This window comes from Photobacterium kagoshimensis (assembly GCF_050337045.1).
Lineage (GTDB): Bacteria > Pseudomonadota > Gammaproteobacteria > Enterobacterales > Vibrionaceae > Photobacterium > Photobacterium kagoshimensis.
Genome location: NZ_JAKJSO010000012.1, coordinates 216,033 through 241,304, shown reverse-complemented (window position 1 = coordinate 241,304; position 25,272 = coordinate 216,033). Strand labels below are relative to the sequence as shown.

The 25,272-nt window shown below is 44.7% G+C and carries 28 protein-coding genes; 12 read left to right on the top strand and 16 right to left on the bottom strand.

Annotation, left to right across the window (positions count from 1 at the left end; translation table 11 throughout):
* The first annotated feature begins 127 nt into the window (after window positions 1-127).
* Window positions 128-844, top strand: a complete 717-nt coding sequence (gene rph, locus L4C35_RS10525) for a ribonuclease PH (RefSeq protein WP_094958064.1) — start codon at window positions 128-130, stop codon at window positions 842-844.
* A 121-nt stretch (window positions 845-965) separates the two neighbouring features.
* Entirely contained in the window at window positions 966-1,607 is a 642-nt protein-coding gene (gene pyrE / locus L4C35_RS10520) for an orotate phosphoribosyltransferase (protein ID WP_428462817.1), read from the top strand.
* A gap of 89 nt (window positions 1,608-1,696) precedes the next feature.
* On the opposite strand, the gene slmA is transcribed toward pyrE, so the two are convergent.
* From slmA to coaBC, 3 genes are all read right to left on the bottom strand, one after another.
* A complete protein-coding gene (slmA, locus tag L4C35_RS10515; RefSeq protein WP_048898822.1) occupies window positions 1,697-2,287 on the bottom strand; it encodes a nucleoid occlusion factor SlmA in 591 nt (196 codons plus the stop codon).
* 245 nt (window positions 2,288-2,532) lie between these two features.
* Window positions 2,533-2,988, bottom strand: coding sequence for a dUTP diphosphatase (gene dut, locus L4C35_RS10510; protein WP_048898823.1), 456 nt, complete (start codon window positions 2,986-2,988; stop codon window positions 2,533-2,535).
* 100 nt (window positions 2,989-3,088) lie between these two features.
* Window positions 3,089-4,297: a bifunctional phosphopantothenoylcysteine decarboxylase/phosphopantothenate--cysteine ligase CoaBC gene (coaBC, locus tag L4C35_RS10505; RefSeq protein ID WP_428462816.1), complete on the bottom strand. Its 1,209-nt coding sequence runs from the start codon at window positions 4,295-4,297 to the stop codon at window positions 3,089-3,091.
* A 290-nt stretch (window positions 4,298-4,587) separates the two neighbouring features.
* Here coaBC and radC point away from each other — a divergent pair, with 290 nt between their 5' ends.
* The 7 genes from radC (at window position 4,588) to L4C35_RS10470 (ending at window position 9,862) form a co-directional block, all read left to right on the top strand.
* A complete protein-coding gene (gene radC, locus L4C35_RS10500) occupies window positions 4,588-5,262 on the top strand; it encodes a RadC family protein (protein WP_428462815.1) in 675 nt (224 codons plus the stop codon).
* A 173-nt stretch (window positions 5,263-5,435) separates the two neighbouring features.
* Window positions 5,436-5,672, top strand: a complete 237-nt coding sequence (gene rpmB, locus L4C35_RS10495; protein ID WP_048898826.1) for a 50S ribosomal protein L28 — start codon at window positions 5,436-5,438, stop codon at window positions 5,670-5,672.
* Between the two features lie 13 nt (window positions 5,673-5,685).
* Window positions 5,686-5,853 (top strand): 50S ribosomal protein L33, encoded by a 168-nt coding sequence (gene rpmG, locus L4C35_RS10490; RefSeq protein WP_002535344.1) that lies wholly within the window; start codon window positions 5,686-5,688, stop codon window positions 5,851-5,853.
* Between the two features lie 209 nt (window positions 5,854-6,062).
* Window positions 6,063-6,536: a hypothetical protein gene (locus tag L4C35_RS10485; RefSeq protein ID WP_428462814.1), complete on the top strand. Its 474-nt coding sequence runs from the start codon at window positions 6,063-6,065 to the stop codon at window positions 6,534-6,536.
* Between the two features lie 47 nt (window positions 6,537-6,583).
* Window positions 6,584-7,393: a bifunctional DNA-formamidopyrimidine glycosylase/DNA-(apurinic or apyrimidinic site) lyase gene (mutM, locus tag L4C35_RS10480; RefSeq protein WP_428462813.1), complete on the top strand. Its 810-nt coding sequence runs from the start codon at window positions 6,584-6,586 to the stop codon at window positions 7,391-7,393.
* A gap of 109 nt (window positions 7,394-7,502) precedes the next feature.
* Window positions 7,503-8,846: a UDP-glucose dehydrogenase family protein gene (locus tag L4C35_RS10475; protein WP_428462812.1), complete on the top strand. Its 1,344-nt coding sequence runs from the start codon at window positions 7,503-7,505 to the stop codon at window positions 8,844-8,846.
* 11 nt (window positions 8,847-8,857) lie between these two features.
* The gene (locus tag L4C35_RS10470; RefSeq protein ID WP_428462811.1) at window positions 8,858-9,862 is read left to right on the top strand and encodes an NAD-dependent epimerase; all 1,005 of its coding nucleotides are present in this window, start codon (window positions 8,858-8,860) and stop codon (window positions 9,860-9,862) included.
* Window positions 9,863-9,952: 90 nt separating this feature from the next.
* Here the strand turns inward: L4C35_RS10470 and coaD are convergent, their stop codons facing one another.
* Complete coding sequence (gene coaD / locus L4C35_RS10465) at window positions 9,953-10,438, bottom strand: pantetheine-phosphate adenylyltransferase (protein ID WP_428462810.1); 486 nt, start codon at window positions 10,436-10,438, stop codon at window positions 9,953-9,955.
* A 138-nt stretch (window positions 10,439-10,576) separates the two neighbouring features.
* On the opposite strand from coaD, the gene L4C35_RS10460 reads away from it, so the two are divergent.
* On the top strand, window positions 10,577-11,608 hold the full coding sequence (locus L4C35_RS10460) for a glycosyltransferase family 9 protein (RefSeq protein WP_428462809.1): 1,032 nt from the start codon (window positions 10,577-10,579) through the stop codon (window positions 11,606-11,608).
* On the opposite strand, the gene L4C35_RS10455 is transcribed toward L4C35_RS10460, so the two are convergent.
* On the bottom strand, window positions 11,574-12,362 hold the full coding sequence (locus L4C35_RS10455) for a glycosyltransferase family 2 protein (RefSeq protein ID WP_428462808.1): 789 nt from the start codon (window positions 12,360-12,362) through the stop codon (window positions 11,574-11,576). The genes L4C35_RS10460 and L4C35_RS10455 overlap by 35 nt on opposite strands.
* Before the next feature lie 2 nt (window positions 12,363-12,364).
* Complete coding sequence (locus L4C35_RS10450; RefSeq protein ID WP_428462807.1) at window positions 12,365-13,426, bottom strand: glycosyltransferase family 9 protein; 1,062 nt, start codon at window positions 13,424-13,426, stop codon at window positions 12,365-12,367.
* A gap of 78 nt (window positions 13,427-13,504) precedes the next feature.
* On the opposite strand from L4C35_RS10450, the gene L4C35_RS10445 reads away from it, so the two are divergent.
* Window positions 13,505-14,206: a 3-deoxy-D-manno-octulosonic acid kinase gene (locus L4C35_RS10445; protein ID WP_428462899.1), complete on the top strand. Its 702-nt coding sequence runs from the start codon at window positions 13,505-13,507 to the stop codon at window positions 14,204-14,206.
* Window positions 14,207-14,215: 9 nt separating this feature from the next.
* Here the strand turns inward: L4C35_RS10445 and waaA are convergent, their stop codons facing one another.
* The 6 genes from waaA to waaF all read right to left on the bottom strand — a co-directional run bounded on the left by waaA (window position 14,216) and on the right by waaF (window position 20,225).
* Window positions 14,216-15,487: a lipid IV(A) 3-deoxy-D-manno-octulosonic acid transferase gene (gene waaA, locus L4C35_RS10440; RefSeq protein WP_428462898.1), complete on the bottom strand. Its 1,272-nt coding sequence runs from the start codon at window positions 15,485-15,487 to the stop codon at window positions 14,216-14,218.
* Window positions 15,488-15,563: 76 nt separating this feature from the next.
* Window positions 15,564-16,868, bottom strand: a complete 1,305-nt coding sequence (locus L4C35_RS10435) for a 3-deoxy-D-manno-octulosonic acid transferase (protein ID WP_428462806.1) — start codon at window positions 16,866-16,868, stop codon at window positions 15,564-15,566.
* Between the two features lie 27 nt (window positions 16,869-16,895).
* Window positions 16,896-17,306 (bottom strand): GtrA family protein, encoded by a 411-nt coding sequence (locus tag L4C35_RS10430; RefSeq protein ID WP_048898836.1) that lies wholly within the window; start codon window positions 17,304-17,306, stop codon window positions 16,896-16,898.
* A 5-nt stretch (window positions 17,307-17,311) separates the two neighbouring features.
* Window positions 17,312-18,115: a ChbG/HpnK family deacetylase gene (locus L4C35_RS10425; protein ID WP_428462805.1), complete on the bottom strand. Its 804-nt coding sequence runs from the start codon at window positions 18,113-18,115 to the stop codon at window positions 17,312-17,314.
* Entirely contained in the window at window positions 18,115-19,125 is a 1,011-nt protein-coding gene (locus L4C35_RS10420) for a glycosyltransferase family 2 protein (RefSeq protein ID WP_428462804.1), read from the bottom strand. The genes L4C35_RS10425 and L4C35_RS10420 overlap by 1 nt, the downstream gene beginning before the upstream one ends.
* Before the next feature lie 71 nt (window positions 19,126-19,196).
* The gene (gene waaF / locus L4C35_RS10415) at window positions 19,197-20,225 is read right to left on the bottom strand and encodes a lipopolysaccharide heptosyltransferase II (protein WP_428462803.1); all 1,029 of its coding nucleotides are present in this window, start codon (window positions 20,223-20,225) and stop codon (window positions 19,197-19,199) included.
* Between the two features lie 140 nt (window positions 20,226-20,365).
* On the opposite strand from waaF, the gene L4C35_RS10410 reads away from it, so the two are divergent.
* Entirely contained in the window at window positions 20,366-21,433 is a 1,068-nt protein-coding gene (locus L4C35_RS10410) for a glycosyltransferase family 9 protein (RefSeq protein ID WP_428462802.1), read from the top strand.
* A 25-nt stretch (window positions 21,434-21,458) separates the two neighbouring features.
* On the opposite strand, the gene L4C35_RS10405 is transcribed toward L4C35_RS10410, so the two are convergent.
* From L4C35_RS10405 to L4C35_RS10390, 4 genes are read right to left on the bottom strand one after another with little or no spacing between them, the layout of a single operon-like run.
* The gene (locus L4C35_RS10405) at window positions 21,459-22,262 is read right to left on the bottom strand and encodes a glycosyltransferase (protein WP_428462801.1); all 804 of its coding nucleotides are present in this window, start codon (window positions 22,260-22,262) and stop codon (window positions 21,459-21,461) included.
* Window positions 22,255-22,944, bottom strand: coding sequence for a glycosyltransferase family 25 protein (locus L4C35_RS10400; protein ID WP_428462800.1), 690 nt, complete (start codon window positions 22,942-22,944; stop codon window positions 22,255-22,257). The genes L4C35_RS10405 and L4C35_RS10400 overlap by 8 nt, the downstream gene beginning before the upstream one ends.
* Before the next feature lies 1 nt (window position 22,945).
* Window positions 22,946-24,148, bottom strand: coding sequence for an O-antigen ligase family protein (locus tag L4C35_RS10395; RefSeq protein WP_428462799.1), 1,203 nt, complete (start codon window positions 24,146-24,148; stop codon window positions 22,946-22,948).
* 2 nt (window positions 24,149-24,150) lie between these two features.
* A complete protein-coding gene (locus L4C35_RS10390) occupies window positions 24,151-25,272 on the bottom strand; it encodes a glycosyltransferase family 4 protein (RefSeq protein WP_428462798.1) in 1,122 nt (373 codons plus the stop codon).

Below are 25,272 nucleotides of genomic sequence, written 5' to 3'. Positions count from 1 at the left end.
CCGCGTTGCTGTGGCTTTACGCTGCAATTGTGGGCGTCTAAATGCAATCGTTTAGCAAAGGGTTAGCACTGACGGACGTAACTGGCTATAATCGCCGGTTAAAATTACTCAGTCAGAGGTTATCCCGATGCGTCCAAGCGGCAGACAGACCCACCAAGTTCGTCCTATTACTATTACTCGTAACTTTACAGCGCACGCTGAAGGCTCAGTTTTAGTAGAGTTCGGTGATACCAAAGTGATTTGTACCGCGAGCGTGGAAGAAAATGTACCACGTTGGCTAAAAGGTAAAGGTCAGGGCTGGGTTACTGCTGAATACGGCATGCTACCTCGTGCCACGCACACCCGTAACCGTCGCGAAGCTGCGAGCGGTAAACAAGGTGGCCGCACCATGGAAATCCAACGTCTTATCGCCCGTAGTTTACGTGCTGCAGTAGACCTTGAAGCGCTAGGTGAGCAAATGATCACGGTCGATTGTGATGTTATCCAAGCTGATGGTGGTACCCGTACGGCTTCTATTACTGGTGCTATGGTTGCGCTAGTTGATGCGATCAATTACATGATTGAAAAAGGCCTACTGAAGAAGAGCCCGCTAAAAGGCATGGTTGCTGCTGTGTCTGTGGGTATCTATAACGGTGAGCCAGTGTGTGATTTGGAGTACGTTGAAGATTCAGCGGCAGAAACCGACATGAACGTAGTGATGACCGAAGAAGGTAAGATGATCGAGATTCAGGGCACAGCGGAAGGCGAGGCCTTTAGCCATGAAGAATTGCTGGCGATGTTAGCGCTGGCGAAGGACGGCATTACCGATATCATTTCGATGCAGAAAGCTGCGTTAGAAAATTAATGATTAAGCGACTCTATTGAGTCGCTTTTTTTTGTCTAAAATTTGTCGACAGTGTTACTGAATAGGGGCTGTTGATAGGTTTAGTGAATAAACACATAAATAGCCATATTAAGGAGTTACAATGAAAGCATATCAGCGTCAGTTCATCGAATTTGCCCTAGAGAAAGGTGTGTTGAAGTTTGGTGAGTTCACACTGAAATCAGGCCGTCAAAGCCCGTACTTTTTCAATGCGGGTTTATTTAACTCAGGGCGTGATCTTGCACGTCTAGGCCGTTTTTACGCTGAAGCTTTAGTTGAAGCTGGTATTGATTACGATGTGTTGTTTGGCCCTGCCTATAAAGGGATCCCTATTGCAACGACCACCGCAGTGGCTTTGGCTGATCACCACGATGTGGATACGCCATACTGTTTTAACCGTAAAGAAGCGAAGAACCACGGTGAAGGTGGCAATTTAGTGGGCAGTGCGTTAGAAGGCCGCATCATGTTAGTGGATGACGTGATCACCGCAGGTACGGCAATTCGTGAGTCGATGGAAATCATCAAAGCGAATGGTGCTGACTTAGCGGGCGTATTGGTGGCGATTGATCGCCAAGAAAAAGGCAAGGGCGAGCTTTCTGCGATTCAGGAAGTCGAGCGTGACTTTGGCTGTGATGTGGTATCGATTGTGTCACTGGGTGATGTTGTGACTTACCTTGCTGAGCAAGATGGCATGGAACAACACCTTGAAGCAGTAAAAGCGTACCGTGCACAATACGGCGTTTAAGCCTTGTTGTAAGAAACTACGATGACAAAAAAGGCTTGCCACTGGGCAAGCCTTTTTGTTGGTGTTTGGGGGTAGGGCATCGAATGTGCTTAACCTAGCTGCGCACTCAGCAGTGCCCAGTAATCATCAAAGCTATCTGTCGGCTTATGTTTGAAGTTAGAGCGTACGTAGCGGCTTAAGCTGCCTTCTACTTGGCCCAACAATTGTGCCGCTAAGATACTTTCATCGACAGGAAAGCCTTTGCCTTCACGTAGCTTACGCTCACGTAGTACTTGACGCAGTTGGGTTTCGATGCGCTCAAACAGCTGATTGATACGTGCTTGCAGACGGTCTTGTTCAAACATCAGCGCATGACCCGTCATGATTCGGGTTAAACCTGGGTTACGCTCGGCAAAGACTAAGATCAGCTGTAACACCATACGAAGGCGGTTCAGGGTGTCTTTTTCTTCATCTAGGATACGGTTGATACGGGTAGTGATTGAGTCTTCAATAAACTCAATCAGGCCTTCAAACATACGCGCTTTGCTTGGGAAATGACGGTACAGTGCGGCTTCTGATACGCCTACTTGAGCAGCAAGCTTGGCCGTTGTAATGCGTTGGCTACCTTGTGCTGACTCTAGCATTTGTGCCAAAGCTTGTAGAATCTCTTCGCGGCGATTGTTTTTTTTGTTGCCTGCCATGAATAACCGTTCCTTTTCGAAATGAGTACCACAGATTGGCACTCGGCAAATAAACCGAGATGCATTATTCGCTGGGTATAAAAAACCCGCCTATCTTAACGGTGCGCTGACACAGAGAAAAGTGTTAGCTGCTGATAGTGCTGAGTTATCGGTAAAAAAACTGTATCGGCAAAAAAAACGCAACCTGAAGGTTGCGTTAGATCGCTTTTAATGGCGATGACTTTTTGCTGATGATCTGCTGCGGTTTATTGACGACCAGAATGGCCAAAGCCACCTTCACCGCGATCGCTGCTATCAAAATCATTCACGATGTTAAAGTCAGCTTGTACCACAGGTACGAATACCAACTGAGCAATACGGTCGCCAGGCTCAATCGTAAAGGTTGATTGGCCGCGGTTCCAAACCGAGACCATTAGTTGGCCTTGGTAGTCGGAATCAATCAAGCCGACCAAGTTACCCAAGACAATGCCGTGTTTATGGCCAAGACCTGAGCGCGGTAAAATCGTAGCCGCTAGGCTTGGATCGCCAATATGAATTGCTAGACCAGTTGGAACGAGGTGGGTTTGACCTGGCTCGACGGTTAATGCTTCATCTAGGCAGGCGCGTAAATCGAGACCTGCCGATCCTTCAGTCGCGTAAGCGGGAAGGGGAAATTCATTGCCGACACGTGGGTCTAGGATTTTTAGATCGATCTTTTTCATTTTGCTCTCTTAAAGACGTGTTTCGTTATGCCTGCTTGATACCCTTGGTTTCGGTATCAAGCAAGATCTTTCGTTCGTACTATAACAATCAATCGGCCAGTTACTGGTTGCGATAAAGCGCGGTGATCTCATTAATGAGCTGTTTACCGAGTTCACTCTTGTCGGTCAGTGGCAGTGCTTTATCGCCAGTTGGCCAGTATAAGTGCAGCGCGTTTTGATCGCTGTTGAAGCCTTGGCCTTGCTGAGCAACGTCGTTGGCACAAATCAGATCAAGCTGCTTACGGGTGAGCTTTCCTCGCGCATATTGCTCGACATCTTGGGTTTCAGCTGCAAAACCAACCGTAAAAGGACGTGACTCTGTTAGCGCAGCCACACTTGCCACGATATCGGGGTTTTTCACTAAAGTGAGCGTCATGGTGTCTTCATCACTTTGTTTTTTCATCTTCTGCTCAGCGACAGTGGCGGGGCGGAAGTCAGCAACCGCGGCACAAGCAACAAAAATATGATGTTGCGGTGCATGCTCCATGGCGGCTTGGTGCATTTGCTCGGCGCTGTCTACATCAACGCGAGTGACACCCTGTGGGGTGGGTAAGTTCACTGGGCCACTAATCAAGGTGACTTTTGCGCCACGCTCTGCGGCTGCTTGGGCAATGGCAAAGCCCATCTTGCCTGAACTGTGGTTGGAAATATAACGTACAGGGTCGAGTGCTTCGCGGGTTGGCCCTGCGGTAATGGTTAGCGATAGATCCGTAAGGTCGGCAGGCTGCAAAAAGGCTTCGGCACGGTGTACTAGCGCCATCGGCTCTAACATACGACCAGGGCCCACATCACCACAAGCTTGCTCACCGCTGGCAGGTCCCCAGATATGGAAACCACGGCGTTTTAAGGTTGCGATGTTCTCTTGGGTCGCAATATTGCGGTACATCTGCTGGTTCATGGCTGGTGCCACCACAATCGGCGAGTCTGTTGCAAGGCATAAGGTGGACAATAGATCATTGCCCATCCCCGCACTGACGCGTGCGATTAGGTCTGCGGTTGCGGGTGCCAGTAACACCATATCGGCCCATTTAGCCAGTTCGATGTGGCTCATGGAGGCTTCAGCGGCAGGATCAAGCAAGCTGCTCGATACGGGATTACCTGATACGGCCTGCATCGTTAGTGGCGTAATAAATTCTTGCGCTGCTTTGGTCATCACAACTTGTACCTGAGCACCACGCTCGATAAGGCGACGAGTGAGCTCTGCGCATTTGTATGCGGCGATACCACCACTAATTCCGAGAAGTATTTTTTTTCCTGCTAGCGTCTGCATGAGATTGCCTGATTAACCAAAAACAAGGGCCACACGATAGCATCAAATATCGCGTGATTCATCGTTTGAGATCAATCGAACTTAGGCTAATAGCTGGTGGTATTTCCTCTTTCTACTGGGGCTTAAGTAAAGCGCAGTCGTTGCACTATCGCATAACAGAGGTCACACACTTAGCTCGGTTAGGTTCGACATTGTGGTGGAAAACGACGCATGGATCGTAACTTGTCACGATGAAATTTGTATTTCAGCAGGGAGGGTTCAAGCGTAGGGCATGACTTAAAGAGGCCACTATGACATTAAAAAACGTATCGAATGAACTCCTTCCTCGTGAAAAGCTGTTACAGCTGGGGGCAAAAGCGCTGACTGATGCCGAATTATTAGCCATTTTTTTGCGCACAGGCCTACCGGGGATCAACGTCATTGAACTTTCTGCTTTGCTATTGAGTGAATTTGGATCCTTACGGGCGTTATTAGCTGCCGATGAAAAGCGCTTTTGTGACGTAAAAGGGCTAGGGCCAGCCAAGTATGTTCAGTTGCAGGCTGTACTCGAAATGAGTCACCGACACCTAGAAGAAACCCTCAAAAAAGGCGATGCACTGACGAGTCCGCAGCAAACAAGGCAATATTTAAGCCAAATATTGCGCGATCGGCAGCGTGAAGTTTTTTATATTTTATTTCTCGATAACCAGCATAGAGTCATAGCTGGCGAGGTTTTGTTTGAAGGAACGATCGATTCTGCGGCGGTTTATCCACGTGAAGTGGTAAAAAGATCACTGGAACTTAATGCAGCCGCGCTCATTTTAGCGCATAATCACCCGTCAGGCGTAGCTGAACCTAGTCAGGCTGACCGTCGAATAACCCGAAGAATCACCGATGCACTTGCATTAGTGGATATTCGAGTTCTAGACCACTTTGTTGTGGGTGATGGGGAAATCATTTCTTTTTCTGAACGAGATTGGCTATAAAATAGTCGTTTTTTGAACAAAAAGTGAAGAAAGGATCTGCTCGGGACTTGAGCAACTGGTTTTGACTTAGTATAATGCGCGACCTTTGATAGCTGTGGTTATATGTAAAAAGTTTTTTTACATTGAATTAATCACAGTAGATATCGAGCTGAAACGATTTGGAGAAGACAGTAATGTCCCGAGTATGCCAAGTAACTGGTAAGCGTCCTGTAACGGGTAACAACCGTTCACACGCACGTAATGCCACCAAGCGTCGTTTTCTGCCGAACCTGCAAACTCATCGTTTCTGGGTAGAAAGCGAAAAACGCTTCGTTAAACTACGCCTTTCTGCGAAAGGTATGCGTATCATTGATAAGAAAGGCATTGATGTCGTTCTTGCAGATATGCGTACTCGCGGCGAGAACGTTTAAGAGGATTTGAACAATGGCTAAAGGCATTCGTGAGAAGATCCGTCTAGTATCATCTGCTGGTACAGGCCACTTCTACACTACCGACAAAAACAAGCGTAACATGCCAGGCAAATTTGAGATCAAGAAATTTGATCCAGTAGTTCGCCAGCACGTTATGTACAAAGAAGCTAAAATCAAGTAATTGATTTTATAATCTTTGATAAAAACCCAGCATTGTCTGGGTTTTTTTATACCTGAAAAATGCGTTTATCCCCTTCTATTTGCTTTTAAGCAACTGCTTTTTATCTTTCTCCCTGCTTGTCTGTTTGTTTCGTTTACCTCGTCTTTGGTTTTAGCGCTTGGCGTTATAGCATCAATGGTATAATGATTAAGATAAAAAGGAGCGTATCCATGAAGTTATCTCGCCGTGGTTGGAATAATGTCATTATCTTTGCGGTTATTATTTTTATTGCCGTGATCCAGCTACCTACCTTGATCAAACAGAAATACGGCACAGCTGCGCCTCAAGCAACGCTGAGTACGTTATTACCCGAACACGCCGTAATTGACCAACTTATCTTGCCTGAGCAGCACTATGTCCGTCAGGGCGACGATTGGCGTATTGCTGGCGGCGATCAAACTGCGAATGTGGATGTGGTGAGCCACTGGGCAACATTAGCAGGAACACCTGTCGATGAGGCGATGATGGCCAAGTTAAAACCCCAACTGACGCATCCAATAACGGTTGAGGTTTGGTTGCAAGCCTATGAAGAACCAGTAAGAGTGACGGTTTATCAACTGCCCCAATTCTGGTTATTAAAAAATTGGCAGTCACAATGGTTAGCCGTGTCTGTAGAACCGACCTATTTATTTCCTTCGCCATAAGCCATGAGCCATGAGCCATAAAATGAGACCATCAATGAGGAGTCGAGATGCCTGAGTTACCCGAAGTGGAAGTGAGCCGCATGGGCATTTCACCGCATGTGGTTGGCCAAACGGTGTCGCGCATTATGATTCGCAACCCTAAGCTGCGTTGGCCGATCCCTGAAGCGATAACAGCCATTGAAGGGCAGGTTATTACGCAGGTGACGCGTCGTGCTAAGTATTTACTTCTGCACACCGAAGTTGGTACAGCCATTGTCCACTTGGGGATGTCAGGCAGTTTGCGGATATTGCCAGCGGGTACTGCGCCTGAAAAGCATGACCATGTCGATTTAGTCTTAACGAGTGGTGAAATGCTGCGTTATAACGATCCGCGGCGTTTTGGTGCTTGGCTATGGGCAGAACATAATGAATTACATCAAGTATTAACGAAGTTGGGTCCTGAGCCATTAGAAGCTGAATTTGATGCTGATTATTTGTTTGAAAAGGCGCAAGGGCGACGCACTGTGGTGAAGCAATTTATCATGGATAACCACATTGTGGTGGGGGTGGGGAACATTTACGCTAATGAGGCCTTATTCAGCGCGAAAATTTCGCCGCAACGCCCAGCGGGTAAATTGACCAAAGCTGAAGTGATTGAGTTGGTGACAGAAATAAAATCAGTGCTGGCTTTTGCGATTGAGCAAGGCGGCACCACCTTAAAGGATTTCAAAAATGCTGACGGTAAACCCGGTTATTTCGCGCAAGAATTACAAGTTTATGGCAAAGCGGGTCAAGCATGCCCGCGGTGTGATGCACCGCTAAATCAAATAAAAATTGGTCAGCGTGCTACATTTTATTGTAGTGAATGCCAGTTATAGTGATTATCGAGAATATTTTTAGCCTCTGATGTAATTAATACTATTCTCTATCTGTACTCATTCATTGTTCGTTTATTTCAGGATGATCGTAGATGAAAAGGGATAGAGCATGAAAGTAACGGTATTTGGTATTGGCTATGTAGGCTTGGTTCAAGCTGCGGTACTGGCTGAGGTGGGGCATGAGGTGATGTGTGTTGATATTGATCAGCGCAAAGTCGATACGCTCAAACAGGGTATTGTGCCTATCTTTGAACCGGGCTTGGCCACCTTAGTACAAGACAATATTGATGCGGGCAGTATGGTGTTCACCTCAGACATGGCGGCAGGCGTTGCTCACGGTAAAATTCAGTTTATTGCTGTCGGAACGCCACCCGATGAAGATGGTTCGGCCGATTTACAGTATGTACTATCCGTTGCTGAAACCATTGCCACCCATATGACCTCCCATCAAATCATAGTGACTAAGTCGACTGTCCCTGTTGGTACTGCCGACAAAGTTAAAGCGCATGTGGCGGATGTGCTGCAAGAGCGTAATGCTAACCTCACCTTTGATGTTGCCTCTAATCCTGAATTCTTAAAAGAAGGAGCGGCCGTTTCTGATTGTCGCAAGCCTGACCGCATTATTGTCGGTACCGACTCTGAAAAAGTGAAACGTCGCATGCGCGAGTTGTATGCGCCGTTCAATCGAAATCGTGACAAGATTTATTTCATGGATGTACGCTCGGCTGAACTCACCAAATACGCAGCTAATTGTATGCTAGCGACTAAAATCTCCTTTATGAATGAAATGTCTAACTTAGCTGAAAAGTTAGGGGCAGATATTGAGCAGGTGCGTAAAGGGATAGGTTCTGATCCTCGTATTGGTTATCACTTTATTTACCCAGGTTGTGGCTATGGTGGATCGTGTTTTCCGAAAGATGTACAAGCCTTGGTTCGTACTTCTTGTGCTATCGACTATCACTCTGAACTACTTGAAGCGGTTGAACGCGTTAATTCTCGTCAGAAAGAGAAACTATCAGATGCGTTAATGCGCCACTTTAACGGTGACTTGCAAGGTAAAACTATTGCGGTATGGGGGCTGGCATTTAAACCCAATACCGACGATATGCGAGAAGCCCCAAGCCGTGTATTGGTCGAAGCGTTGTGGAAAGCGGGCGCTAAGGTACAAGCCTTTGATCCTGAAGCCATGGAAGAGTGTCAGCGAATTTATGGTGAACGCGATGATTTACTCTTGATGGGGACCAAAGAGGCGGCGTTAAAAAATGCAGATGCCTTGGTGATTTGTACCGAGTGGACCAATTTTAGGGCGCCAGATTTTGATGCCTTAGTGGAAACACTGCGTGAAAAAGTGATTGTCGATGGCCGAAACTTGTATGAGCCAGAGCTGCTTAAAGAGTATGGCTTACATTATTACGCGATAGGGCGAGGCGATAGCATTAAACCTGTTATCTAGTAGGAGGATATGTGAAGTATTTAGTCACAGGCGCTGCTGGGTTTATCGGGAGTGCGGTTGCTGAGCGTTTATGTGCTCAAGGTCATCGGGTTATTGGTATCGATAATCTTAATGACTACTATGATGTGGCACTGAAAGAAGCCCGATTAGTTCGTATTCAGCATGCGTTGTTCTCTTTTATTACTCTCGACCTTGCCGATCGCGAAGGGATTGCAAGACTGTTTGCTGAGCAACAGTTTGATCGGGTGATCCACTTAGCGGCGCAAGCCGGTGTGCGCTATTCACTTGATAACCCGATGGCCTATGCGGACAGTAATTTAGTGGGGCACTTGACGATCCTTGAAGGCTGTCGTCATAACAAGGTTAAACACCTTGTCTATGCCTCATCAAGCTCGGTATATGGCTTGAACCAGAAAATGCCATTTGATACCGCCGATAGCATCGACCACCCTATTTCCCTGTATGCGGCAACAAAAAAAGCCAATGAATTGATGGCGCATACCTATTCCCATTTATATGGTATTCCAACCACAGGGTTACGCTTTTTCACGGTTTACGGGCCGTGGGGGCGCCCTGACATGGCGTTATTTACCTTCACTAAGAAGATTATTGAAGGTCAGCCGATTGATGTCTTTAACCATGGTGATTTAAGCCGAGATTTCACCTATATCGATGATATTGTTGAGGGTGTGCTTCGTATTCAGGATGTGATCCCTGAACCAAGTCGTGATTGGGCTGTTGAAACGGGCTCGCCTGCCACAAGTTCTGCGCCATACCGTGTGTATAACATAGGCCATGGCAGTCCTGTGAAATTGATGGACTTTATTACTGCATTAGAAACGGCCTTAGGGGTGGAAGCGAAGAAAAACTTTATGCCGATGCAGCCGGGCGATGTGTACGCCACCTATGCCGATACGCAGGATTTATTTGCTGCTACAGGTTATCAGCCGCAAGTGAAAGTGGCTGAAGGGGTACAAGCCTTTGTTGATTGGTATCGTGATTTTTACCAAGCGTAGCTACGTTTAATGTCGTTACATTTAAATAAAAAGGGAAGCTTTGGCTTCCCTTGTTCGATCTGTCTATCTGCTCGGAGAGTCAGCTTTGATTTAGTGCAGTTTTTTGATCAGCTCTGCGGTGACATGCGGATCAACAAATTGCGTTACGTCACCTTTATGAAGTGCCACTTCTTTCACTATGGTCGATGAAATAAAGGAGTTTTCTTCGGCGGGAGTGAGAAATACGGTTTCGAGTTCTGGCATTAGGCGACGGTTCATGTTGGCCAGTTGGAATTCATACTCGAAGTCAGAAACGGCACGCAGGCCTCGTACCAACACATTGGCTTGGTACTCTTTGGCAAAATCAACCAGTAACCCTGAGAAGCCCACAATGGTGACATTTTCTAAATGCTGGGTAATGTGGTTGGCAAGTTCAACGCGTTCTTGCAGATTAAACAGTGGCTTTTTACTTGGGCTAGCTGCAATACCCACAATCACATGGTCAAACATCGCTGCCGCACGTTCAATCAAATCAAGGTGTCCATTGGTGATGGGATCAAAAGTACCAGGGTAAATAACGCGTGTGCTTTTTTTCATGCTCGCAGAGATCCTTTTTTAATATTGACTGTATGCTACCAAATAATGGGTGAGTTTCTCTATCCAGATGTAGCGAAATGCTGTTTTATCAGTATGATCGTAAAAAGAAGAACCAAGACATAACAAGCTGAGGGTGAAATGGAAAAAGTGCTAGTCGTTCGCAATGATAAAATCGGTGATTTTATGTTGGCTTGGCCGAGCTTTGCGATGTTGAAGCAATCAATGCCAGATTGCCATGTGACGGCTTTAGTGCCTGCTTATACTGCGGAGTTAGCGCGGTTATGCCCTTGGATTGATGACGTTATTGTCGACTGCACCTCAAAAGCAGATAAAACGACGAAAAAGCAATTGGTTCAGCAGATCAAAGCGGCATCATTCAATGCTGTGATTTGTTTGTTCTCTAATGGTTATAACGCCAAATTGATGTGGCAGGCGCGTATTCCCTATCGCCTTGCCCCTGCAACTAAGCTTGCGCAGCTGCTTTATAATCGTCGCTTGGTCCAGCGTCGCTCCCGCTCGGAAAAACCGGAATATGAGTATAATTTAGATATTATTCGTTATTTTTTAACGGATAACGGTGTCGCGATTATTGAGCCAAACGCCCCTTATCTGACGTTTTCAGATAGCACCCTAGCGGAACAAAAGAGTAAATTAGCGCAAACCTTAGGCTTAAATGAAACCAAGCAGTGGTGTTTCGTTCATGCGGGTAGTGGCGGCTCTGCTAATAATCTTTCATTAATGCAATATGCTGATTTGATTACAGGTTTGGCGCAAGCGCATGATTGCGAGTTTGTGCTGACCGCAGGGCCTAGTGAAGCAGACAAAGCGCGAGAATTACAAGCGTTAGTCGAAGGGATAAAAGCCGTGGTATACGATAAAAATGACGGACTACCTGATTTTACTCGCTCGATTGCTTGTGCGGATTTATTCGTGGCGGGGTCGACAGGGCCGCTGCATATTGCAGCGACGGTTGATGTGCCAACTATCGGTTTCTTCCCGAGTAAGCGCTCTGCAACGCCGTTACGCTGGAAAACCATTAATAGCGAAGGGCGACATTTGGCATTTTGTCCGCCAGTCGACCAAGGTGATCAGGCGACGGACATGAGTTTAATTTCAATACCTAAGGTGCTAGCGGCTACTGCTCCTTGGCTGGCTCAGTACTGGTCCTGATCCACAAATCGGCGTATTTGATAAAGGTTGAATGCGCCGACAATACTGACAGTAAGAAACCTTGCTTGCCGTCGAGAAAACCTGCTTTCACCACATACATTTTCAAAAAGCAGCCCATGGCATGTAGTAACCCTTGGCTGATGCTGCTTTTCTTGCCTCGCGCTTCACGTTGATCTGCCCATGCTTTGGCATAGCCCGCCGACTTAACAAGGTAATGATGTAAGTCGTTATACGTGAAGTGAATTAAATCACCAGTGAGTGGCGCCGTTTTCATGGTACCTGTGACTTCAACTTTTTCGTGCACGAGCGATTCATCGTATTGCGTCAGCTGAGTTGGGTATAAGCGTAATACGCGATCCGGGTACCAGCCACAGTGCTTGATGTAGCGGCCAAATACCCAGCTTAATCGTGGAATGCTGTAGACCGTATCTTTTGCGGGTGCAGCCACTGCTGCCAGTATGCTGGCTTTGAGTTCTGGGGTGACACGCTCATCGGCATCGAGCCATAGCACATAATCTGATTCAACATGACTTTGTGCCAAGCGGCGTTGTGGGCCAAATCCAGGCCAAGTGTTATTGGTAAAAAACTTATCGGTATATTGCAGCGCCACTTCTTGAGTGTTGTCGGTCGAGCCAGAATCTAAGACAACAATCTCATCGACCCAGCCTTTGACTGTGTCTAAGCAGGCTTGCAGGTTTTGGGCTTCATTTTTGACGATGAGCGCAACAGCAAGAGTGGGTTTGGATGTTGTCATGATTATTCCTTGATAAGCTTGAAGTCGGCAATCGCCTTATCAAGCATAGTGATAACGGTATCTGGTTGAATGCGTTGCATCGCATGTTTATCTTTGACGCGAGAGCGCCATGATAGCTGCGTGATGTCTTTACCCGTTTCGGCTTCAATGGCTTCTTTATAGGCGCTGACCACATAATCACGGTATAAATAAGGCCCAGTTCGGGCTGGATTATGGTGCGCATAAAGGCCAATCACGGGGGTGTTCGCCGCGACAGCCATGTGGGCAGGGCCGGTATCGGGCGCAATAACCAGATCGGCTTGCTGTAGTAATGCCTGCATCTGGGTCAGTGAGCTGTTACCAACCAAATTAACGAGTGTGGCCTTAGAGTGTTGGCAAACTTGCTGCGCCAGTTCGGTTTCAACACTGGCTGGGCTGCCTGCTAACACGATATGAAAGCCTTTACTTTCAGCGTAATCGGCGACAGCTGCGTAGCCTTGTGCTGTCCAATTTTTGTAGGCTTTACTGGCACCTGGCACTATCACTAAATTCGGTTTGCTTGTGGACAGCTGTGCGTGTGCCCAGTCCATATCAACGGGTTGTGATTGAATGTTCCAGCTGGGTTCGCAGTGGGAAACTCCCAACTCAAAGGCAAACTGCATGAAACCATCAAGCACATGAGGTGATGTTGGGGATGGAACTGAGTGGTTAATAAAAAGCTGCTGTAGATCGCTACGGCGTGTTTTATCAAACCCTAATTTGTGGGTGGCACGGATCCCTATGCTCGCTATGCTGGCACGTAAGGCGGTTTGCATGTGTAGCAAGGCATCAAAACGTCGGCCCTTTAGGGTTTTCCACAGGGCTAGATAGCCTTTGAATCCGCTTTTTTTATCAAAAGGGATCACGGTGACATTCGGTAGATCGCCCAGTAATTTGGCCTCCATGGCACCCATCACCCAAGTAATGTGAGTTTTTGGCCACTGCTGTTGAATCGCATTTACCATGGCGCTGGCATTACATACATCACCAATCGCGGATAAGCGCAGTATACAAATAGAAGAGGGGGGAGAAGAAAATAAGGCCATGTTGGATTGCTCAATACCGAATTAACCTGCATTATGCAGCTGACACCTACAATTGTAAAATGGCGCTTTTTAAATACTATGCATGTGCTTTCTACCGCAAATAGCCGTATTTGGTTGAACCCAGATTTATTAATGACCCCACCAGAATCAAGCTTTGATGCTGAGTTTTGGCAGCAACGTGATGCTGTGATTGGTTCAGCGAAAGGGCGGGGTACAACTTGGTTTGTGAAAACCGATAAGCTTGAGATGGCGTTGCGTCATTATCGCCGTGGTGGCTTATTTGGCCGTGTGGTTGCCGATAGTTATGTATTTTTAGGGTGGGAGAAAACACGTTGTGCCCAAGAGCTTGCTTTACTGCAATTACTTGTTGATGGTGGTGTGAATGTTCCTCGGCCCGTTGCTGCCCGTGCAGTACGTCATGGTTGCTACTATCAAGCCGATATCCTGGTTGAAAAAGTCCCGAATGCGAGTGATTTGGTCGCAGTGTTAAAGCAACGTTCGCTCAGCCAAGATGAGTGGCTAAAAGTCGGCGCTCTGATCCGTCAGATGCACGATTTACAGGTGTGTCACACCGACTTGAATATCCATAATATTTTGATGGATGGTGATGGTGCATTTTGGTTGATTGATTTTGATAAATGCTATCAAAGTAACGGTGAAGGCTGGAAGGCGGGTAATTTACAGCGCTTACTGCGTTCATTGCATAAAGAGTTAAAGAAGTGTGGGATCCTCTGGCAAGAATCCCACTGGGCATACCTTGAGCAAGGTTATACGCGTTAAGCTTGTATGTTACTGACTGTATTCACCAAGGTAGGGGGTAATCTGCTCCAGTGTGCGTTGCACCGCCCCTTGGTTTTGTTTTACAACGGCGAGTGCGGCATTGCCTTGCTGTTGTTGTAATGCAGGTTGTGAGAATAGGCGAATAACGTGTTCTGCGATTTCTTGATCGTTATGACAAATAACGCATGCCTGCTGCGCCATTAATTGCTCAGTAATGATCTGAAAGTTATAAAAGCTTGGCCCTGTCAGTATCGGTTTAGCCAGCGCCGCTGGCTCTAGCATATTATGCCCCCCCACTTTATCACCGAGCAAACTTCCCCCCATAAAGGCAACATCCGCACAAGCAAATAGCAGCATCATCTCCCCCATGGTATCACCAAGATAGACTTGGGTTTGTGGGGTAACGGCTTCACTGTGGTGACGGCGACTTACTGTAAATTGCTGACTGATCAGATCGGCCACGCTATCGAAGCGTTCAGGGTGGCGTGGTACGAGCACGAGTAATGCGTCAGGGACTTGGCCAAGCACTTGTTGGTGAGCCTTGAGAATGATCGCATCTTCGCCACTGTGGGTGCTGGCGGCAATCCAAACGGGACGTTGGTTAAAGCTGGTTTTGAGCTCACTGGCTGCCGTGGTGATTGTCTCACTGACTGTGATATCGAATTTGACCGAACCGGCGATAGAGACTTTGTGTTGGTCAATGCCTAGTGCAATAAAGCGGTCTGCATCTTCTTTGTACTGGCAAATAACCTGATCAAGGTTGCTGCTGAGCAGATCAAACACGGTTTGAAATTGTTGATAACGCTGTTTGGAGCGTTCAGATAAGCGTGCGTTGAGTACGGTGATCGGCAGCCCGGCTTGATTCACGGTTGCTAGCGTATTGGGCCACAGCTCGGTTTCCATAATGAGCAAGGCGCGAGGCTGAATGCGTTTAAGAAAGCCACGCACCGTCCATGAAAAATCAATCGGCATATAGCGATGCTCAATCCCTTCACCTAACTGCATCGCTTGCTCTGCACCCGTTGAGGTTGTGGTGGTGATCAGCAGTGGCACACTAGGGTATTGTTCTCTGAGCGCTTTAATGATGGGTTTTGCTGCGATAACCTCGCCCACCGAAACGGCATGGATCCACAGTGGTTTTGACTGGCTTGATGTCGGGCTAAAGCCAAAGTGTTCAACCCATCGCTGACCAACACTGGGTTTGCCAGGCTTTTTCTTATAAAGGCCATACAGCAAAAAAGGCGATGCTAGGGCGAGAATGAATGTGTAGAGAGTACGTATCATGATGGTCTCTGTATCAATAAGCTGGATTCATTTTACGATCTAAATAAGAAGGGCTCCAATGGGAGCCCTTCGTTTATTTTATTAATTGTGCTTTATTTTGTTCGACATACTGTTCGACTTGTTGCGCGTAATCGACTTTGTATGAAAACTTATTGCTGTCATGGGCGGCAACAAGGTTGACCACTAATAAGAAGCCTGCCGCTATCATAAAGTACTGTTGGAACTTTTGTTGATTGCTTGGCGGCCATTGCTCGGCAAGGTACAAGATCGGTATTAGCCCAAATGGGTAAGCGATAATTAAGTGCCAGTACGAGAAGATAATTGGCGACAAAATAGCACTGATGAAAATACCAAAAATGGCGGAGAATGCAAAAAGCAGCAACCAAGTCATGTCATCGACTTTTTTACTATCACGCAGAATTTGCGGGCGGATCAGTTTCCAACAGCGCCAGTTGATCTTGGCTGAAACCACCACGGTTAAGCCGCCAACAACAAACAACACCGCTTGCCATAAATACTGCACTACCGTTTGTAGCCAGCCGACAGTGGTAAGCCAATCAAAGGTGGCATCAGTAATAATACGGTTAGAAAACAGGAATGAACCGTAGCGAACCCAATACAAAAATGCTTTTAAAACTGGGTAAACATGTACGCCACCCCAGCCAATATAGCGGTCACTTTCTTCTACTAGCGCTTCATTGGTCATCAACTCCGTCAGGTAAGGTACCAGTGACGCGATGATGACAACCATGGCGCTAATGATGCCAGCCCAAGAGACTTTAATAACACCGCGGTAGAACAGATACGATGACATTACCGCCAAAATTGGCCATGAGAAGTGCAGCTGCATCGCCATGCCGATCGACATGACATGAATAAAGCTGTAGATAAACGATGACTTATGGCGCATATGAAAGGCTGACCAAAAGTGCATGGATGCAAACAAACACAGATAAGCTGGGTTATACATCAAGGTATCGTACAGCAGCCAAGGGCTCAGCCAGTACAGCAACATAAAGAGTAAGCGAGTTGTAGAGCTAAAGACTTGCTTGATGATGCTATCAAACAAGAAAAACGAGACCACGCGTAATGCGATGATCAGCAGCATCGGCGCCCAAGGGGAGTCCCATACCATTAACGGCCAGCCAACTAGCCAAGCCGACAATGACCCCGGCAAGTTACCCACAGTACTGGCGAAGTTACCATAGTTAAGCCAAAGGTCGCTGTACGCACCCAAGTAGCCCTTAAAGAGCATTTGGGTTTGATCGCCACGCAGGATCTGGTGGTGGGCATAGATAATGGCTAACACAATGCCAAGAACAAAACCGAAACGGTAGAGCAAGGTGAAGTGTTTGGCTAAAAAGTGATTGGGTTTCATTCAAGCATCTCTGTAAGGGTTTTATTATCAATCAGCAGAATAGTCTGGTTTGGTCGAGTGAGAAAATGTCCACACTCTGTGTATGAGGTAAGTGATCATTGGAATAATGAACACAATCAAAACAATACGAATATAACTATTAATGTCAGCAAAGAGTTCACTCAAGAGCTGAGAAAGTAGCAGTGCTGAGAACTGCACCGTAAAAAAGCGTAAGGCATTTTTAAACGCAATCGGTGATTTGAATACGATTAATGACTGCGCAATATAGGAAAAAATAAACGCACAGCCAAATCCCGACAGGTTGGCAACAAAGACGTTATCAGCAATAAAGTGCAAGAAAAGGAATGCAACCGAGATATGGATACACGCCGCCATGCCACCAGTTAAGCCAAATCGAACAATACGAAACTGCAGCAGTTTATCTAAATAGTGACGCATTGTGATTATCCTTTGTGGGGCGTTGCGGTATCACTCGGATGATTAACCAAGTTGATATTTAGTTGATCGAGTGTGTCACCAAATTGATCACTGGCGAGGTATTGGTATTCACGAATGCGTGCCTGCGCGTGCTCATCTTGGCTTGTTTCGCTTGCTGGATGACACATGATTAATCCACCATGGGATAGCTGAGATAGCCACTGGACCATCATGGCAGGAAAATCAGCTTCAGGTGTTAACGAATACAGGCCTGCAAAAGAGCTGTTCGTATGGGTATGTTTATTCAGTGAGCGATGAAACCCGAGCTGCAGGGTACGTATGATAATGGCTTTGAGTAGTGAATCATGGCCTGTCAGCGGAGTGATAGGATCTCGAACCCAAGGCTGATTGTCACCGTAACGCTGCTGTAGCTCTGTCATGATAGCTGTTCGGATCCCTGGGAACGCGTGTACATGCTGGTGGCCATCAACAAATGTTGGCGCATAGCCTAGTGCATCTTCAAAGGCATCAAGCTGCTGGCGAAATGTCATCACGATATGATCGGTATTCATCTTGCCAGATAACGATTGCACTATTAAGCGATTGAGAGGCTGGCCGTGTTCCCCTTCAGTGAGGTTGAAGTGCAAGCCTATTGCTGCCTGGCTGCATTGATTATTTTTGAGTAGATGCGCCGCACTCTGCCAGTTTGGCATGGTGGTCATACAGCTTGTAGCTGAGAGTCGACCTAACTCAATCAGTTCAATAATGGCATGGTTGACGCTGTCAGACATGCCAAAATCATCAGCACAAAGGATGATCCCTTTTTTCATTATTCGCTCTCAGCGGACGTAGCTTGTTGCGGTTTGGCATCATGTTTCTGATGTTGTTCCACAATATACAGTGGACGCTTTTTCACTTCAGAGAAAACACGCGCTAGGTACTCACCCAATACCCCAATAGACAGTAATTGAATGCCGCCTAAAAAGAAGATACTGGCTGCAATAGTTGGCCAACCTGGGGTGTCGACGCCAAAAAAGAGGGTTTTAAAAATAATGCCGAGACCGTAAAGAAATGAGATGCCCGATGTGACAGCACCTACCACCATCCATACCCGTAATGGCACACTGCTAAATGCAGTTAAGCCCGTTAAGGCGAGTGATGATAGTTGTTTTAAGCCAAAGGTTGTCATGCCACTGAGGCGTTCATCAACATGGAAGTAAACAGGCTGACTTTTAAAGCCCACCCATGCATAGAGGCCTTTCATCATACGTGAACGCTCTGGTAGATCGCGCAGCGCAAGTACTACATTACGGCTCATCAAGCGGAAATCACCCGCATCTGGGTGGATATCAATATCCGCAATCTTATTCAGAATGCGGTAATACCATTTGGTGAAGTAGCGCTTCGCGGCAGATTCATTTTGGCGACAATCGCGCACGCCATACACCATGTCGTAGCCGTGACGCCAATGTTCGATAAACTCGCTGATCACATTTAATGGGTGCTGGCCGTCAGCATCCATAATGATAACCACTTCACCGTTGGCGTGATCAATACCCGCACTCAAGGCTGCTTCTTTACCAAAATTACGCGAGAACTTTACCAGTGATACAGGGTATTGCTCTGCGAGTTGTTGCGCGACTTCAACCGTGTTATCACGGCTACCATCATCGACCACCAGAAATTCAATCTCGCTACCAAATTGTAGGAGGTACTCGTACGCTTTCGGTATGACGACAGGTAAATTTTCGGCCTCGTTATAGGACGGTAAAATACAGGTAATAGACGCTGGGTTAGCCCGAGTAGTCGCGATAGGAGTACTGTTTGAGTTATCAGACATTGAATTTCTCTTCAAATACGGCTTATTAAATTATGTTTTTTATTTTGAACTGGGCATGATAGCAAGCCCTGCTAGTGCGTGAAACGATTAATCGCCGCAATAACTTGCTCTGGGGGTAATTCTTTTAAGCACTTCAAATGCTGATAAGGACACTCGCGCTTGAAGCAAGGTCGGCAATCAATATCGGTATGCACGATTTCGACCGTCTTTGACAGCGGTGGGGTATAGTCTGGTGATGTTGAACCATAGACGGCGACAACGTTGCACGATACGGCCGCTGCGATATGCATGAGACCTGAATCATTACTCACGACGGTTTCACATGCGGCAATCAAATCCACAGCCTCAATTAAATTGGTTTTTCCCGCCAAGCTATGGCAATGCTGTTGTTGCTCGGGGGCAACATGCTCAACAATTGACTGCGTTACAGCTTTGTCTTTTTGAGAGCCAAACAGCCAAACTTGATAACCTTGCTTAATAAAATGGGTCGCTACCTTGGCAAAGTATTGCTCAGGCCAACGCTTAGAGGGGCCAAATTCGGCGCCTGGACACATACCTATCACAGGGCGTTTTGTATCTAGAGATAGCCTTGCCAGCGCAGAGGCTTGCACTGCGTTATCGACAATCAGTTTCGGGTAGGGCAATTCTGGAATTTGATCACCATGCGTCATCGCTACTTTAGGGTAGGCAAGTGAACAGTAGCGCTCGATGACCAGGCCAAAGTCTTTTTTATTGGTACGAATGTCATTAAGTAAACCGTAGCGTGATTCCCCTTTCCAACCTGTACGAACAGGGATCTTAGCAAATAGCGGGATCAGAGCCGATTTCGCTGAATTTGGCATGATAATCGAGTGGGTGTATTTGGCTTCACGAAGCGATTTACCGAGCTGATAGCGACCTTTTAGGTTAAACGAACCATGGCCTATCGGCATTTCGATGGCTTGGTTAACCTCTGGCATACGCTCAAGAATCGGTTTGCACCAAGCGGGAGCCAATACATCAATCAGCGCGTTAGGGTGACGTTTTTTTAAAGAGATAAACAGTGATTGTGACATCACCATATCGCCAACCCACGAAGGGCCAATAATCAGAATTTTCACAATAAGCCTACGATTTACATGTCTAAAGATAACACTAGATACTCTAGCATAAAGTCAATCTAGGGTAACTTGTTAGGTGGTTATCAAAGCAATAAGTCAATATACTAAGTTAAGTGCACGAACAGGAAATGAGAATCGAGATGGGTTTTAAAAATATAATTCATAAAATAAGGCTAGGGCGTGATTTACTTCGTCGACGTATTGGTCTTTGGTTGTTTGATAAAAAAACAGTACCTGTATTTCAAAAAAAAGAACTAAAAGAAATTGTTGTCGTACGCTGGGATGCGAAAATTGGTGATTCTATAGTGTCTTCATTTTTCTTTCGTGAAATAAAAAAAATATTTCCGAATGTAAAAGTGAGTGTTATTACTACACCTGAAATGCAGGAAATGTATAAAAAAGACTTTCTTGTAGATAATGTTTATTTGAGTAAAAAAAGACCTTCATATTCAGATCTAAATGAATTAGCGAGAAAAACAAAAAACGCAGATCTTGTTGTTCATCTTTCTAAAATACTAAAAATGAAAGATTTGTTCTTTTTAAGTCGTTTTAAAAATGCAAACATTGCTGGACTTGATGATAGTGTCAACCTTGTTGATTTAAAACTAGGAAAAAGCACTGCGGGTGAGCATTTTTCTTATAAGTATAAAAAGCTTATTAATGCCTACTCAGATAGTAATGTCAGCGAGGAGTATATCATACCAAGCCGAAGTGACATTTATGACCGTTTATCAAGTCAGATTAAATGTGATAAAAAATTGATAGCCATTAATCCATATGGTAGCTCGACGGTTCGTCGATTATCAAATGATAGTATTAGGGAAATACTTAAATTACTTCAAGAAAATATTCATGATTTTAAAGTCGTGTTTATTTGCGCACCACAGGATAGGGTAAACTTGAAAGTAATTGTAGATGAATACCCAAACCTGTGTTTAGACGGTGAGTTTGGCGATTCAATTTATCATGCCATAGAGCTAGTAAGATTAGCAGATTATGTTATTACTGTTGATACATCTATAGTTCATATTGCGAGTGGTTTGAATAAGCATTTACTTAGTTTGTATAACCCGAACATGATCAATCACAAAGAGTGGTCGCCAAAATCAGAGAAAAACGTAACCTTATTTTCGTTACAAAATGATATTAATTCATTAGATGAAAGTGAGATAGGGAAAGTTATTTGTGAGCAGTTTAAAAAGAGGTAGAAACCTCTTTTTAATTGTTATGGCATTATCGATTAATGCCATTTTTACAATATACGATACCTGCATTCTTTTTTGATTCTATTAGTTGCAGAGACTCTTTACTTTCTTGTTTTACAGGGTGGTCTAAATGATAGAGCGCACAGCGACCTAAAACACATTTACTCGTTAGCCCCGACTTATGCAAACGCCACATTAAATCGGTTTCTTCAAAGCCATAGCCTTGAAAGTCATTATCAAAGCCATTCACATTGAGTAAGGCCGCGCGGCTGACTGCCATATTCGCGCCAATTGCCTCTCGGATCTTCTTATTCCATAATTTATAGACAAGAGAGGGTACTCGTAATCCCATCTCTGGGCGTTTCAGACCTTTAATATATGATTGATAAATCAACCAAACAGGATTTTCTAGTTGTTTTAAAGATAGTTCACTTTGTCGTAATGCATTAGAGACAGGCGAGTATAAATCAACTCGACGTCCAATGATTACTTTATCATGCTCTAATTCAAGCATGTAGTCTGCGATAAAGTGTCTCGAGGGTATGCAGTCATTGTCAGTAAAAATTATAAATTCAGCATTACTGCTCGATATTGCTTTGTTGATTATTTTTGCTCGTCTGTAGCCTTTATCTTCATGCCATAGATGGCGAATATTCAGACCTAACTCTTTGTAAGTATCAACAAGCGCTTTAACTGCTGGACGAGAGCCATCATCTGCAACGCAAAGTGAAAAGTTAGGAGCTGTCTGCTGTAAGTAGCCGTCAAGTACTAATTTCATGTCTCGGATGTTATTATAGGCCGCCATAATAACTTCAATTTTTGGTCTAGTCATTTGAATGTCCGCCATAATTACGTTTAGTGACACTATCGATATCGGATTTAAATCCAGCTAAAGATAGGCATGGTGGTTCTACACCATAGGTGTTTAGTTTATTAAATTGCAAACAGCCTAATAAATAATCTGCGGGTAGTCTGATCGGGTATGCAACCTGTAATAATTTTTTTGCACCTGATAGGGTTAAGATGTATGCCGCCGCATATATTATTAATCTTTTGGATGTTTCACTTTGCGGGATATATCTTGCCAGTTTGAAGTTATGGCCTATTTTTTTACGCCAAGGCCATGATTTAGCTTTACCATGATATAGGTAGGTTAACTCCATACTGTTAGGTGTTATATCTGCTAATTTTAATATGATATTTTTGAATTCACTATTAATGATAATGTCATCTTCCAAAATAATAGCTTTATCAATGTTATTTTTCACTATGTATTCATAAGCTTTCACATGACTAAACGCACATGCATACTCACCTTTATTCATTGGGTGATTGAAAGTCTTTGAGCAGTAATTATGGTCAAATATTTCGTTGTTAATATCTAATGTTGAACCATCAACCGCATCAAAAAAAGTGAAGTCTAGTCCATACTTTTCCATTTGTCGCGTAACACTTTCTCTTCGTTCGAGCGACCATTTTAAGCTAATGACAATAATCGGAGGTAAAGAGTTCATATTAATCGCTCGACTTATTAAATTTAACAATATAGGTTAGTGATACCAAATAGAGATATAGTGTTATATGGTGTTTAAAAGGCACATCGGTAAGAGAGAAAATCATAAATGATAAAATAATACTATACCCGAGTGATTTTAACTCAGGTGTGGCGTGAGATTTATTGATGGCAATGTAAGATGCCAGAAATAGAGCCAGAAATGTGAAAAGACCAACGCTGCCTCGAGTGACTGCTGTTTCGACATATTGATTGTGTGTGTGTACCCACTGGTTAATCATCGGCGGGAATAAGCCCTTATTGACTTGCTCTTTTCTATCGTCTTTATATTCATCACCGCGACCTATAATTGGTGAGGTTTTGAATATTTGGTATGAGCTATCCCACAGCATCAATCGGATACCAATGGATGTGATTGGGTTGCCACTATTATATTGGTTGATATCACTAATTGCTTGGTCATATCGACTAATGATTCTATCTTTAAATAAAGCAGTAGCAGGCAACGATATTAAGCAAAAAACTAATATTGATAGAGTAACTGCTTTTTTTGAATGATATTTATTTAAGTAAATAAGGAATACAATAATGTTTATTGGAATTGCAATCCAAGCTCCTCTTGAATCACTGAGTAACGTACATGTTAGTGCTGTGATAACGGCAATAAAGTGCAAAGTTTTTTCTGTTTTTATCTTTGACGTAAAAATAAAGTAAAGGTTAAAAAGAGCAATGACAATTGTGCCATAAGAATAAGGGATTGCATTGGTAAATGCATCTATTCTTAACTCTTTATTGATAATAAGCTGATACAGAGCAATGGCTAACATAGCAAAACTACCAATGATGGCAGAGAACTGTATTGGTTTAGTATTTGTAAATAAAGGTGTACATACTAAAAAAGTAAGACAAATAAAACCACCTCTAATTAACCCCTTGTCATCACCATGAAAGTAAACACTAAACATTCCCCATAGGAGATATACGAGTATTGAACCAATAAAAAGAGTAAGGCTTTTATTATTGAATAATGGATATATTTTCTTTCTAAAGAAAATCAGAAAAAGCAAACTTGAAATAACAAGTAATTTACTTTCGATAGATCTTCCATTTGGAAGGTTATATAATCCCAGCATAAGGAATATTACTGGAAGGTATATAATGATATTTTCCAGTTTGTTTTTATGTGAACTAAAGAATTTTATCATTTTCATTTCTTGTTGTAATAAATTTCACTTAACTTAGATAAGTGTACTTTTTGGCTGAAATTGTTCATTGCTCTTTGGTATGAAGCATCAGGAAGATCATTAATCGGCAGTGACTCCAAAATATGAGCAAGTTTTATCGCAATATTGCTCATATTTTGGGGATTCACAGTAAAAGGATACCCTTCTCCTAAGATCTCAGGAATCGCACCTGTATTTGATCCCAATATTAACTTACCTGCTGCCATGGCTTCAATTACCGTCAGGCCAAACGCTTCGTTGTGCGACAAAATAGCCACGATATCCATCGCGGCTAGCATGTTTTTGGTATCTCGACGAAAACCGCTGAAATGGACAAATTCACTCAGTTGATGTTGTTTGGTCAGTGATTGTAGCTTTTGCACTACGTCTTCATTTGAGCCCTCATCCTTGCTTAGTCCACCGACTATCAATAAATGAGCATCAGGGTGCGCGCCATCGGCTTTCAATTGAATGAAGGCTTCCAATAGCTCAAGCTGACCTTTTCCTGGGCCAATTCGCCCCAGTGTGCCAATTACTTTTGCATTTGCAGGTATCGACAATTCTTGCCGAATGCTATTAATCACCTGAGGGTCAGTAATCGGGGGGGTGATCTCAGTGCCTAACCAGAGGCGCTGAATTTTAGCCGCAGGAACTGGGAGTGCTTTTAGATTACGCGCTTTTGTTTCATCACTGATCGACAGTATTTTATCAACATGGCTGTAGACCCATTGATGATAAATATCTTTTTTCGGTCGAGTGACTCCCATATGCTCAGTAAAAATAATACGGTAGCTGGCGATAGTATCGAGCAGTGCCGCAAAAACAAGATCCCCTGACTTATGGGCGTGGATCAGCGTGGTATTATGTTCTTTAAGCCATGCGTTCACTTTGGTGATTTTTTTTAACAGATCCCATTTAGAGTCGACTTCAAATGTGATCATGCCAGCTTCTTTCATGCCCTGCGCGACACGGGTGCCTTTTAGGCATAGCCCCAGTACTTGCCAATGTTGCTCTAGCAGCGCTTTACCTGTGCGGATAGGGTACATCTCTAAGCCGCCCCAGCCGTCAGAAAGGCAGATGTGTAATACGGCGTTGTTCGTATTCAT

Excerpts from the sequence above, each read along its gene's own strand:
- rph (WP_094958064.1), top strand. The coding sequence starts at position 128 with ATGCGTCCAAGCGGCAGACAGACCCACCAAGTTCGTCCTATTACTATT.
- pyrE (WP_428462817.1), top strand. The coding sequence starts at position 966 with ATGAAAGCATATCAGCGTCAGTTCATCGAATTTGCCCTAGAGAAAGGT.
- slmA (WP_048898822.1), bottom strand. The coding sequence starts at position 2,287 with ATGGCAGGCAACAAAAAAAACAATCGCCGCGAAGAGATTCTACAAGCT.
- dut (WP_048898823.1), bottom strand. The coding sequence starts at position 2,988 with ATGAAAAAGATCGATCTAAAAATCCTAGACCCACGTGTCGGCAATGAA.
- coaBC (WP_428462816.1), bottom strand. The coding sequence starts at position 4,297 with ATGCAGACGCTAGCAGGAAAAAAAATACTTCTCGGAATTAGTGGTGGT.
- radC (WP_428462815.1), top strand. The coding sequence starts at position 4,588 with ATGACATTAAAAAACGTATCGAATGAACTCCTTCCTCGTGAAAAGCTG.
- rpmB (WP_048898826.1), top strand. The coding sequence starts at position 5,436 with ATGTCCCGAGTATGCCAAGTAACTGGTAAGCGTCCTGTAACGGGTAAC.
- rpmG (WP_002535344.1), top strand. The coding sequence starts at position 5,686 with ATGGCTAAAGGCATTCGTGAGAAGATCCGTCTAGTATCATCTGCTGGT.
- L4C35_RS10485 (WP_428462814.1), top strand. The coding sequence starts at position 6,063 with ATGAAGTTATCTCGCCGTGGTTGGAATAATGTCATTATCTTTGCGGTT.
- mutM (WP_428462813.1), top strand. The coding sequence starts at position 6,584 with ATGCCTGAGTTACCCGAAGTGGAAGTGAGCCGCATGGGCATTTCACCG.
- L4C35_RS10475 (WP_428462812.1), top strand. The coding sequence starts at position 7,503 with ATGAAAGTAACGGTATTTGGTATTGGCTATGTAGGCTTGGTTCAAGCT.
- coaD (WP_428462810.1), bottom strand. The coding sequence starts at position 10,438 with ATGAAAAAAAGCACACGCGTTATTTACCCTGGTACTTTTGATCCCATC.
- L4C35_RS10460 (WP_428462809.1), top strand. The coding sequence starts at position 10,577 with ATGGAAAAAGTGCTAGTCGTTCGCAATGATAAAATCGGTGATTTTATG.
- L4C35_RS10455 (WP_428462808.1), bottom strand. The coding sequence starts at position 12,362 with ATGACAACATCCAAACCCACTCTTGCTGTTGCGCTCATCGTCAAAAAT.
- L4C35_RS10450 (WP_428462807.1), bottom strand. The coding sequence starts at position 13,426 with ATGGCCTTATTTTCTTCTCCCCCCTCTTCTATTTGTATACTGCGCTTA.
- L4C35_RS10445 (WP_428462899.1), top strand. The coding sequence starts at position 13,505 with ATGCATGTGCTTTCTACCGCAAATAGCCGTATTTGGTTGAACCCAGAT.
- L4C35_RS10435 (WP_428462806.1), bottom strand. The coding sequence starts at position 16,868 with ATGAAACCCAATCACTTTTTAGCCAAACACTTCACCTTGCTCTACCGT.
- L4C35_RS10430 (WP_048898836.1), bottom strand. The coding sequence starts at position 17,306 with ATGCGTCACTATTTAGATAAACTGCTGCAGTTTCGTATTGTTCGATTT.
- L4C35_RS10425 (WP_428462805.1), bottom strand. The coding sequence starts at position 18,115 with ATGAAAAAAGGGATCATCCTTTGTGCTGATGATTTTGGCATGTCTGAC.
- L4C35_RS10420 (WP_428462804.1), bottom strand. The coding sequence starts at position 19,125 with ATGTCTGATAACTCAAACAGTACTCCTATCGCGACTACTCGGGCTAAC.
- L4C35_RS10410 (WP_428462802.1), top strand. The coding sequence starts at position 20,366 with ATGGGTTTTAAAAATATAATTCATAAAATAAGGCTAGGGCGTGATTTA.
- L4C35_RS10405 (WP_428462801.1), bottom strand. The coding sequence starts at position 22,262 with ATGACTAGACCAAAAATTGAAGTTATTATGGCGGCCTATAATAACATC.
- L4C35_RS10400 (WP_428462800.1), bottom strand. The coding sequence starts at position 22,944 with ATGAACTCTTTACCTCCGATTATTGTCATTAGCTTAAAATGGTCGCTC.
- L4C35_RS10395 (WP_428462799.1), bottom strand. The coding sequence starts at position 24,148 with ATGATAAAATTCTTTAGTTCACATAAAAACAAACTGGAAAATATCATT.
- L4C35_RS10390 (WP_428462798.1), bottom strand. The coding sequence starts at position 25,272 with ATGAATACGAACAACGCCGTATTACACATCTGCCTTTCTGACGGCTGG.